A 9,902-nucleotide genomic window follows, 5' to 3' on the forward strand; every position below is an offset into this window, starting at 1 on the left:
GAGGGGGAGGCCGGGGGCGAGGGAAGCCCGGGGAGGCCCCGGACGCCTGATTGGTCCCGGGCCGGAGGGGAGAGGTCAAGCGCTGGTGGGGCACCAGAGATAGCGGTGTTCGGGGCGGCCGGTTTCGCCGTATTTGAGGCTCAGACGGACCCGGTTGGTGCGCTCCAGGAGCTTGAGATAGCGCTGGGCGGTCTGGCGGCTGATTCCGGCCTCGTCGGCGATCTCCTGGGTGGAGAGGGGGCCTTCGGCGGCCATCAGGACCCGTCGTACGACCTCGGCCGTGGTGCGGGAGTGGCCCTTGGGGAGGTCCGGGGCGACCGCTCCGGCGGAGAGTGCTCCGAAGATCCGGTCCACCTCGGCCTGTTCCGCCTGGCCGCCGCGGCGCAGGGCGCGACGGAGACCGGCATAGGCCTCCAGTTTGCTGCGGAGGCCCGCGAAGTTGAACGGTTTCACCAAGTACTGGAGGGCACCATGGCGCATCGCCGCCTGGACGGTGGCCACATCACGGGCCGCCGTCACCATGATCACATCGGTCTGACGGCCGAGCCTGCGGAGTTCGCGGACGACCGCGAGGCCGTTGCCGTCCGGCAGATAGTGGTCCATCAGGACGAGGTCCACCGGAGCGTCGGTGATGGCCGCGACGGCCTCGGCCGCCGAGTGGGCGGTGGCGGCCACCCGGAAGCCGGGCACCTTGGCGACATAGGCGGCGTTGATTCCGGCGACCCGGATGTCGTCGTCCACGACGAGGACGTCGATGGTGCCCTCGGTGGCCTGCGGGCCGGTCTCAGTGGAGGTTGTGCCGGTCATCGCACCTCCCCGGTGACGGCATGGACGGGTTCGCCCGGATCGCCGGGCTCGGACAGTTCGGAGAGCGCCTCGGGGAGTACCACGATGAACTCGGCGCCGCCGCCCGGTGCCTCGCGGACCTCGGTATGGCCGCCCTGGCGTTCCGCGAGTCTGCGGACCATCGCCAGACCCAGCCCGCGCTTGCCGTGCAGGGGCAGTTCCTTGGTGGACCAGCCCTCGGTGAAGATCAGCTCCCGGCGTTCGGGGGGAACCCCCGGGCCGCTGTCGGTGATCCGCAGAACGGCCGTGCTGCCCTCGGCGTACAGCTCGACCTCGATCCAGGCGTCCTCGGAGCCGCCGGCGGCGTCCATCGCGTTGTCCACGAGATTGCCCACCACGGTGACCATCTCACGGGGCTCCACGACCCGGTCGGGCAGCAGGGTCTCCGGGGCGATGGTCAGGGACACGCCTCGTTCGGCTGCCACCGTCGCCTTGCCGACCAGCAGCGACGCCACCAGGGGGTCGTGCACCTTCTCGGTGACCTGCTCCGCGGTGGCCCGGTGCACCCCGACCACCTCGGTCACGAACTCCACCGCCTCCTCGTGCATCTCCAGCTCCAGCAGCCCGAGCAGGGTATGCAGCCGGTTGGCGTGCTCATGGTCCTGGGCGCGCATGGCGTCGATCAGGCCGCGGGTGGAGTCCAGCTCACGGCCGAGGCGTTCCAGTTCCGTACGGTCGCGGAGGGTGGCGACGGCGCCGCCGTCGTCGGTCGGCATCCGGTTGGCGATCAGGACCCGGTGTCCCCGGACGGTCACCAGATCCACTCCGGTGACCCGGCCGGTCAGCACGTCGACGGTGCGGCCCTCACCCAGTACCTGCTCCAGGGGCAGGCCCTTGCCGTCGGTCTCCAGACCGAGCAGCCGCTGCGCCTCGTCGTTCATCAGCCGGACCCGGCCGGAGGCGTCCAGCGCCACCACACCCTCGCGGATGCCGTGGAGCATTGCCTCCCGTTCGGCGAGCAGAGCCGAGATATCGGAGAAGGCCAGGTCATGGGTCTGCCGCTGGAGCCTGCGCGAGATCAGATAGGCGGCGATCGCCCCGGCTGCCAGCGCCCCGCCCGCATAGGCCACCAGGCCGGGGATCGCCGAGAACAGCCGGTCGCGGACGCTGTCGTACTCGATGCCGACGGAGACGGCGCCCACGATCTCGCCGTCGTTGTTCCGCAGGGGGACCTTGCCGCGGGCCGAGCGGCCGAGCGTGCCGCTGTCGATCTCCATCACCTCGCGCCCGGCGAGCGGGGCGCTGGGGTCGGTGGAGACGACATAGCCGATCTCCTCCTGGGAGGTGTGCGACCAGCGGACCCCGCTCAACCCCATGACCACGATGTACTCGGCGTCGGTGGCCTTGCGGATCCGCTCCGCCTCGGCCTGGATCGGGCCGTCGGCGGTAGGACGGCTGGTGGTGAGCAGTTCCGCGATCTCCGGGGAGGCGGTGGTCTGGGCGATCGCCAGGGCCCGGCGCATCGCCTGGTCGTCCAGCTGGGCGCTGAGGGGGGCCAGGAAGAGGCCGGTGGCCAGGACCGTGACCCCGGTGGCGATCAGTAGCTGCATCAGCAGGACCTGCGAAAACACCCGCTGGGGCCAGCCGAGGCGGCGCCGACGGGGCGGCGGGGGCAGGTCGGTGCTCATGGAAAGAAACGGTACGGGGCGGGGGGCCTTTCCGGAAACGTAACTCTGTGTCACCGATCCCCGGTTGGTGACGGTGCCGGTGACAGGGGTGGTCCCGGGCTGATTCGGTTCCGTCCCGCCTCCTATGCTGGGCGGCCGGGACGGGCTCGGCGGGCCGGACCGGCGGGGGTTCCGCCGGAGTTCCGCCGGGGCGGGACCCTTTGCCCGGGAGAGGGCTCGCCCCGTCCTGGAGAGGGCCCGCCACGTCCGGGCCGCCCGGGGTCCGGGCCCTCATGGTGCGGGACCCCTGACGAGACCGTTTCCGCTCCCCGCGGGGAGTGGGAGAAAGCGCAGGTGACCGGCGCGTGAGTGCGATCGACCCGAGCGACCTGACCGATCCGGGGAGTGCGGCCGGAGCGGTGACCCCGCCCGCGGCGGCGGGAGGGATTCCCGTACTGGTGCTCGCCGGGTTCCTCGGTTCGGGGAAGACGACCCTGCTCAACCATCTGCTGCGCAGCTCCCGGGGGACCCGGATCGGGGCGATCGTCAATGACTTCGGTTCCATCGAGATCGATGCCATGACCGTCGCCGGTCAGCTCGGCGACTCCACGGTCTCCCTGGGCAACGGCTGCCTCTGCTGTGCGGTCGACGCGACCGAGCTGGATGTCTTCCTCGACCGGCTCACCCGGCCCGAGGCCCGGCTCGATGTGATCGTGATCGAGGCCAGTGGGCTCGCGGAGCCGCAGGAGCTGGTGCGGATGCTGCTCGCCAGCGACAACCGGCGGATCGTGTACGGGGGACTGGTGGAGGTCGTGGACGCGGCCGAGTTCCCGGCGACCCGGGAGCGGCATCCGGAGCTGGACCGTCATCTGGGCGTCGCCGATCTGGTGGTGCTCAACAAGGTCGACCGGGTCGCGGCGGCGGAGTCGGCCCGGCTGCGGCAGACCATCGGCCCTCTGCTCGGGCGCGGAGCGGCCGTGGTGGAGGCGGTACACGGGCGGGTCGACCCCGAGCTGTTCTTCGAGCGCCGCCCGGCCGCCGAGCGGGTCGGCCAGCTCGCCTTCGACGATCTCGTCGCCGAGCAGGAAGCGCGGGACGGCCGGGGCGGTGATCACGGGACGCATCTGCACGCCGCCTATGAGTCCCTCTCCTTCACGGCCCGCGAGCCGCTGCACCCCCGGCGGCTGCTGGATCTGCTGGACTCCCGGCCCGACGGCCTCTACCGGATCAAGGGCTTTGTGGACTTCGGGCCCGCCGACCCGGAGCACCGGTACGCGGTCCATGCCGTGGGGCGTTTTCTCCGGTTCGTTCCCGAGCCTTGGCCCCGGGGCGCCGAGCGGCTGACCCAGCTGGTGCTGATCGGCTCCGGTATCGACGGCCCGGCGCTGGAGCGGGGGCTGGCCGCCGCCCGGACCACGGACCGGGACCCCGCCCCGGACGAGACCAGTATGTGGGGCGTGCTGCGGTACGTACCGGGGCCGGTGGACTCTCCGGACGGCGGCGGCGACGAGGCGGAGGGACGGGTGGAGGACGGGTGGGAGGAGCCGTCCGGCGACCCCTTCGAGGGCGACCCCGAGGGCGGCCCCGAGGGCGACCCCGAAGGCGGCTACGAGGCCGGTTACGAGGATCCGCCCGCCGAGTTCGAAGAGCCCTGGCCCGACGTGTACGAGGGTCCGGAGGGCTATGGAGACCCCGAGGGGCCCGGCGTAAGGGTCCCCGGACCCCGGGGCGCGTAGGACCGGGGTCTCAGCGGCGGGGAGGCGCCGACCGGGCGGGAAGACGGCGCCGGGGGCGGCGATCCCGGTGGATCACCGCCCCCGGCGCCGGAGGCTCAGCGGAGCGGGCCCGCCAGGACCGCGACCGCGGAGGTGCCGGGGGTGCCCGAGCCGTCGCGGCGCGGATCCGGTTCCGGCAGTTCGGCGGGCGCGCCGTTCTTCTGCGAGGCGAGCGCCGGGGCGCCGCCCGCCCAGGCCAGCAGCAGGACGTCCTCCCCCTTCAGGAACCGCTGGCAGCGGACTCCGCCCGTCGCCCGGCCCTTGCGGGGGTACTGGTCGAACGGGGTCAGCTTGACCGTACTGAACGAGTCGTCCAGCGCGCCGGTCGACCCGGCGGCCGTGAAGACCACCGCGTCCTCGGCCGGGTCGACGGCGGAGAAGGAGAGCACCCGGGCGTCCTGGCCCAGCTTGATCCCGGCCATGCCGCCCGCGGCCCGGCCCTGCGGCCGGACCTGCGACGCCTGGAAGCGGAGCAGCTGGGCGTCGGAGGCGATGAAGACCAGGTCCTCCTCGCCGGTGCGCAGCTCCGCTCCGCCGACGATCCGGTCGCCGTCCCGGAGCGCCATCACCTCCAGCTCGTCCTTGTTCGCCGGATAGTCCGGGACGACCCGTTTGACCACGCCCTGGAGGGTGCCGAGGGCGAGCCCGGGCGAGTCCTCGGCCAGTGTCGTCAGACAGATCACGCTCTCCCCGGCCGTCAGCGACAGGAACTCGGCGAGCGGCGCGCCGCCCGACAGGTTCGGCGCCGAGGCGGTCGGCGGAAGCTGCGGCAGATCGATCACGGCGAGCCGCAGCAGCCGTCCGGCGGAGGTCACCACACCCACATCGGCCCGCGCGGTCGCCAGGACGGCGGAGACGATCAGGTCGTGCTTGGCCCGCCGTCCGCCGGGCTCCGGCAGCGGATCGCCGGTCGCGGTCCTGGCCAGCAGCCCCGTCGAGGAGAGCAGGACCCGGCAGGGGTCGTCCGCGACCTCCAGCGGCACCGCGGCGACCGGGACGGCCGCCGACTCCAGCAGGACGGTCCGCCGCTCGGTGGCGTACTTCTTGGCCACCGCCGCCAGTTCGGCGGAGACCATCTTGCGCAGCTCGGCGTCGGACTCCAGGATCCGGGTCAGTTCCTCGATCTCGGCCTGCAGCCGGTCCCGCTCGGCCTCCAGCTCGATCCGGTCGAACTTGGTGAGCCGCCGCAGCGGGGTGTCGAGGATGTACTGCGTCTGGATGTCGGAGAGGGAGAACCGGTCCATCAGGCGCTCCTTGGCCTGGGCCGAGTTCTCACTGGAGCGGATCAGCCGGATGACCTCGTCGATGTCGACGAGGGCGACCAGCAGGCCCTCCACCAGGTGCAGCCGGTCGCGCCGCTTGCCCCGGCGGAACTCGCTGCGCCGCCGCACCACGGTGAAGCGGTGGTCGAGATAGACCTCCAGCAGTTCCTTCAGCCCCAGCGTCAGCGGCTGGCCGTCGACCAGCGCCACATTGTTGATACCGAAGGACTCCTCCATCGGCGTCAGCTTGTAGAGCTGTTCGAGTACGGCCTCCGGCACGAAGCCGTTCTTGATCTCGATGACAAGACGCAGGCCGTGGGCGCGGTCGGTGAGGTCCTTGACGTCGGCGATGCCCTGGAGCTTCTTCGCGTTCACCAAGTCCTTGATCTTGGCGATCACCTTCTCCGGGCCGACCGTGAAGGGCAGTTCGGTGACGATCAGGCCCTTGCGCCGGGGGGTGACGTCCTCCACGGTCGCGGTGGCCCGGATCTTGAAGGTGCCGCGGCCCTTCTCGTAGGCGTCGCGGACACCCGCCAGGCCCACGATCCGGCCGCCGGTCGGCAGATCGGGCCCGGGGACGTACCGCATCAGGGTCTCCAGGTCGGCGCCCGGATGACGGATCAGATGACGGGCCGCGGCGACGACCTCGCCCAGGTTGTGCGGCGGCATGTTGGTCGCCATTCCGACCGCGATCCCGGAGGCGCCGTTGACCAGCAGGTTGGGGTACGCGGCGGGGAGCGCCACCGGCTCCCGCTCCTGGCCGTCGTAGTTCGGGGCGAAGTCGACCGTGTCCTCGTCGATGGACTCGGTCATCAAAGACGTGGCGTCCGCCATCCGGCACTCGGTGTACCGCATCGCGGCCGGGGGGTCGTCGTTGCCGAGGGAGCCGAAGTTCCCATGGCCGTCGACGAGGGGGAGCCGCATGGAGAACGGCTGCGCCATCCGGACCAGCGCGTCGTAGATGGACTGGTCCCCGTGGGGGTGGAGCCGGCCCATCACCTCGCCGACGACCCGGGCGCACTTGACGTACCCCCGGTCGGGGCGGAGCCCCATCTCGTTCATCTGGTAGACGATCCGGCGCTGGACCGGCTTCATGCCGTCCCGGGCGTCGGGCAGCGCACGGGAGTAGATGACCGAGTACGCGTACTCGAGGAAGGAGCCCTGCATCTCGTCGACGACGTCGATATCGAGGATCCGCTCCTCGAAATCATCGGGCGGCGGGGTTTTGGTGCTGCGGCGGGCCATCGCGGCTCCTGCTCCTTCACGGCCGGGCGGGGATCTGACGCCGACCATTGTGGACCGTGGCACCGACAACCCCGACCACCGGCCGTCGAACACGCCCGCGGCCCCCGGCCCGTCCGGCGGTGCGGGGCGTCCGCCGGGCGCACCCCGGGGCACGCCCGCGCACCGGGACTTCGCCCAGCGCGAACCCCGAAGGCGCCCGGAACTTCGCCAGGTGTCAGCCCGCTTGCATACAGTGGCAGTCCTGGGGGGACCAGCAACAGCAGCGCGATCGAAGGGACGTACATGCCCATGGGTCACACGGCCACAGAGCAGGCCGGTTCGGGCGGCCTGACAGCGACGGAGCACCGCCTGGCGAACGGCCTGCGCGTGGTGCTCTCCGAGGACCATCTGACCCCGGTCGCCGCGGTCTGTCTCTGGTACGACGTGGGCTCGCGCCACGAGGTCGCGGGCCGTACCGGCCTGGCCCACCTCTTCGAGCACCTGATGTTCCAGGGGTCGAAGCAGGTGCAGGGGAACGGTCACTTCGAACTGGTGCAGGGCGCCGGCGGCTCCCTCAACGGCACCACCAGCTTCGAGCGCACCAACTACTTCGAGACGATGCCCGCCCACGAGCTGGAGCTGGCGCTCTGGCTGGAGGCCGACCGGATGGGCTCCCTGCTGGCCGCCCTCGACGACGAGTCGATGGAGAACCAGCGGGACGTGGTGAAGAACGAGCGCCGCCAGCGGTACGACAACGTGCCGTACGGCACCGCGTTCGAGAAGCTGACCGCCCTCGCCTACCCGGAGGGCCATCCGTACCACCACACGCCGATCGGCTCCATGGCCGATCTGGACGCGGCGACGCTGGAGGACGCCCGCGCGTTCTTCCGTACCTACTACGCGCCGAACAACGCGGTGCTGTCGGTCGTCGGGGACATCGACCCCGAGCGGACCCTGGCCTGGGTGGAGAAGTACTTCGGCTCCATCCCCGGCCACGACGGCAAGCAGCCGCCGCGCGACGGCGCGCTGCCGGACGTCATGGGGCGGCAGCTCCGCGAGGTCGTCGAGGAGGACGTTCCGGCCCGCGCCCTGATGGCCGCCTACCGGCTGCCGCACGACGGCACCCGCGAGTGCGACGCCGTCGACGTGGCGCTGACCGTGCTCGGCGGCGGTGAATCCTCCCGGCTGCACAACCGGCTGGTCCGCCGGGACCAGACCGCCGTCGCGGCCGGGTTCGGGCTGCTGCGGCTGGCCGGGGCCCCGTCGCTGGGCTGGCTGGACGTGAAGACGTCCGGCGGGGTCGAGGTGGCCGGGATCGAGGAGGCCGTCGACGAGGAGCTGGCCCGGTTCGCCGCCGAGGGGCCGACGCCGGAGGAGATGGAGCGGGCCCAGGCCCAGCTGGAGCGCGAGTGGCTGGACCGGCTCGGTACGGTCGCGGGCCGCGCCGACGAACTCTGCCGGTACGCGGTGCTCTTCGGCGACCCCCAGCTGGCGCTGACCGCCGTCGGGCGGGTGCTCTCGGTCACCGCCGACGAGGTCCGCGAGGTGGCCGCGGCCCGGCTGCGCCCGGACAACCGGGCCGTGCTGGTGTACGAACCGGTGCCCGGCGCCGACGCGGAGAACGAGACCGACCACGACGCAGAAGAGGGGGCGGACCAGTGACCGACGCCGCCGAGCCGCTGACCACGATGGACTTCCACCCCCGGCCCACCTCCGGGGTGCCCACTCCCTGGGCGTTCCCCGCCCCGGACCGCGGCACGCTCCCCAACGGGCTGACCGTGCTCCGCTGCCACCGCCCCGGCCAGCAGGTGGTGGCCGTGGAGATCAATCTCGACGCCCCGCTCGGGGCCGAGCCCGAAGGGCTCGACGGGGTCGCCACGATCATGGCCCGGGCCCTGTCGGAGGGGACCGACAAGCGGTCCGCCGAGGAGTTCGCGGCCGAGCTGGAGCGCTGCGGCGCCACCCTCGACGCCCATGCCGACCACCCCGGTGTCCGGGTGTCGCTGGAGGTGCCGGTCTCCCGGCTGCCGAAGGCCCTCGGGCTGCTCGCGGAGGCGCTGCGCGGTCCCGCCTTCGACGACGGCGAGGTCAAGCGGCTGGTCCGGAACCGGCTGGACGAGATCCCGCACGAGCAGGCCAACCCGGGCCGCCGCGCGGCCAAGGAGCTGTACCGCCGCCTCTTCCCGGCCGGGCTGCGGATGTCCCGCCCCCGGCAGGGGACGGAGGAGACGGTGGCCCGGATCGACTCCGCCGCGGTCCGGGCCTTCTACGAGGCCCATGTCCGGCCCGCCACCGCCACGGCGGTCGTGGTCGGCGATCTGACCGGGATCGATCTGGACACCGTCCTCGCCGACACCCTCGGCGCCTGGCAGGGCGACAAGGGCGAGCCCCGGGCCCGGGAGGAGATCTCCGCCGACGACACCGGCCGGGTCGTGATCGTGGACCGGCCGGGCGCCGTCCAGACCCAGCTGCTGATCGGGCGGATCGGGGCGGACCGGCACGACCGGGTGTGGCCGGCGCAGGTGCTCGGCACGTACTGCCTCGGCGGCACCCTCACCTCCCGGCTCGACCGGGTGCTGCGCGAGGAGAAGGGGTACACGTACGGCGTCCGGGCCTTCGCCCAGGTGCTGTGCTCCGCCCCCGACGGCTCGGGCGCGTCCCTGCTGGGCATCAGCGGCTCCGTCGACACGCCCAACACCGGCCCGGCGCTGGCCGATCTGTGGACGGTGCTGCGGACCCTGGCGGCCGAGGGGCTGACGGACGGCGAGCGCGATGTCGCCGTGCAGAACCTGGTGGGGGTCGCCCCGCTGCGGTACGAGACCGCGGCCTCGGTCGCGGGCACGCTCGCCGACCAGGTGGAGCAGCACCTCCCGGACGACTTCCAGGGGCAGTTGTACGCCCGGCTGGCGCAGACCGGGACGGTGGAGGCGACCGCGGCGGTCGTCAGCGCGTTCCCGGTGGACCGGCTGGTGACCGTACTGGTCGGTGACGCCGCGGAGATCGAGGGCACCGTCAGGGCGCTGGGGATCGGGGACGTCGCCGTCGTCAAGGGCTGAACCGGCCGGCCCGGCGGTGGAATCCGGGCCGACCGACCGGCAGAAGGACCGGCCCCGCTCTACAGCCTCAACACCCCCACCGCCACCGCTACTGCTACGGCCGTCGGCACTGATACCGGTACCGACGGCGGT

6 protein-coding genes are annotated in these 9,902 nt (G+C 72.4%); 3 read left to right on the forward strand and 3 right to left on the reverse strand.

Features of this window, described 5'->3' with window-relative positions:
* Nucleotides 1-75: 75 nt before the first annotated feature.
* Nucleotides 76-807: a response regulator gene (locus ABZ714_RS14585; RefSeq protein ID WP_358825553.1), complete on the reverse strand. Its 732-nt coding sequence runs from the start codon at nucleotides 805-807 to the stop codon at nucleotides 76-78.
* Nucleotides 804-2,474: a sensor histidine kinase gene (locus tag ABZ714_RS14590; RefSeq protein WP_358825554.1), complete on the reverse strand. Its 1,671-nt coding sequence runs from the start codon at nucleotides 2,472-2,474 to the stop codon at nucleotides 804-806. Before ABZ714_RS14590 ends, ABZ714_RS14585 begins: the two co-directional genes overlap by 4 nt.
* 398 nt (nucleotides 2,475-2,872) lie before the next feature.
* Here ABZ714_RS14590 and ABZ714_RS14595 point away from each other — a divergent pair, with 398 nt between their 5' ends.
* Nucleotides 2,873-4,189, forward strand: coding sequence for a GTP-binding protein (locus tag ABZ714_RS14595; protein WP_358825563.1), 1,317 nt, complete (start codon nucleotides 2,873-2,875; stop codon nucleotides 4,187-4,189).
* Between the two features lie 95 nt (nucleotides 4,190-4,284).
* Here the strand turns inward: ABZ714_RS14595 and ABZ714_RS14600 are convergent, their stop codons facing one another.
* Nucleotides 4,285-6,735, reverse strand: a complete 2,451-nt coding sequence (locus ABZ714_RS14600; RefSeq protein WP_358825555.1) for a DNA topoisomerase IV subunit A — start codon at nucleotides 6,733-6,735, stop codon at nucleotides 4,285-4,287.
* Nucleotides 6,736-7,023: 288 nt separating this feature from the next.
* Here ABZ714_RS14600 and ABZ714_RS14605 point away from each other — a divergent pair, with 288 nt between their 5' ends.
* Nucleotides 7,024-8,376: a pitrilysin family protein gene (locus tag ABZ714_RS14605; RefSeq protein ID WP_358825564.1), complete on the forward strand. Its 1,353-nt coding sequence runs from the start codon at nucleotides 7,024-7,026 to the stop codon at nucleotides 8,374-8,376.
* Complete coding sequence (locus tag ABZ714_RS14610; RefSeq protein ID WP_358825556.1) at nucleotides 8,373-9,770, forward strand: pitrilysin family protein; 1,398 nt, start codon at nucleotides 8,373-8,375, stop codon at nucleotides 9,768-9,770. Before ABZ714_RS14605 ends, ABZ714_RS14610 begins: the two co-directional genes overlap by 4 nt.
* The last annotated feature ends 132 nt before the right edge of the window (nucleotides 9,771-9,902 follow it).

This window comes from Streptomyces sp. NPDC006798, from assembly GCF_040635975.1.
Taxonomy (GTDB): Bacteria; Actinomycetota; Actinomycetes; order Streptomycetales; family Streptomycetaceae; genus Streptomyces.

Coding starts and splice junctions, on each gene's coding strand:
- ABZ714_RS14585 (WP_358825553.1), bottom strand. CDS start 807: ATGACCGGCACAACCTCCACTGAGACCGGCCCGCAGGCCACCGAGGGC.
- ABZ714_RS14590 (WP_358825554.1), bottom strand. CDS start 2,474: ATGAGCACCGACCTGCCCCCGCCGCCCCGTCGGCGCCGCCTCGGCTGG.
- ABZ714_RS14605 (WP_358825564.1), top strand. CDS start 7,024: ATGGGTCACACGGCCACAGAGCAGGCCGGTTCGGGCGGCCTGACAGCG.
- ABZ714_RS14600 (WP_358825555.1), bottom strand. CDS start 6,735: ATGGCCCGCCGCAGCACCAAAACCCCGCCGCCCGATGATTTCGAGGAG.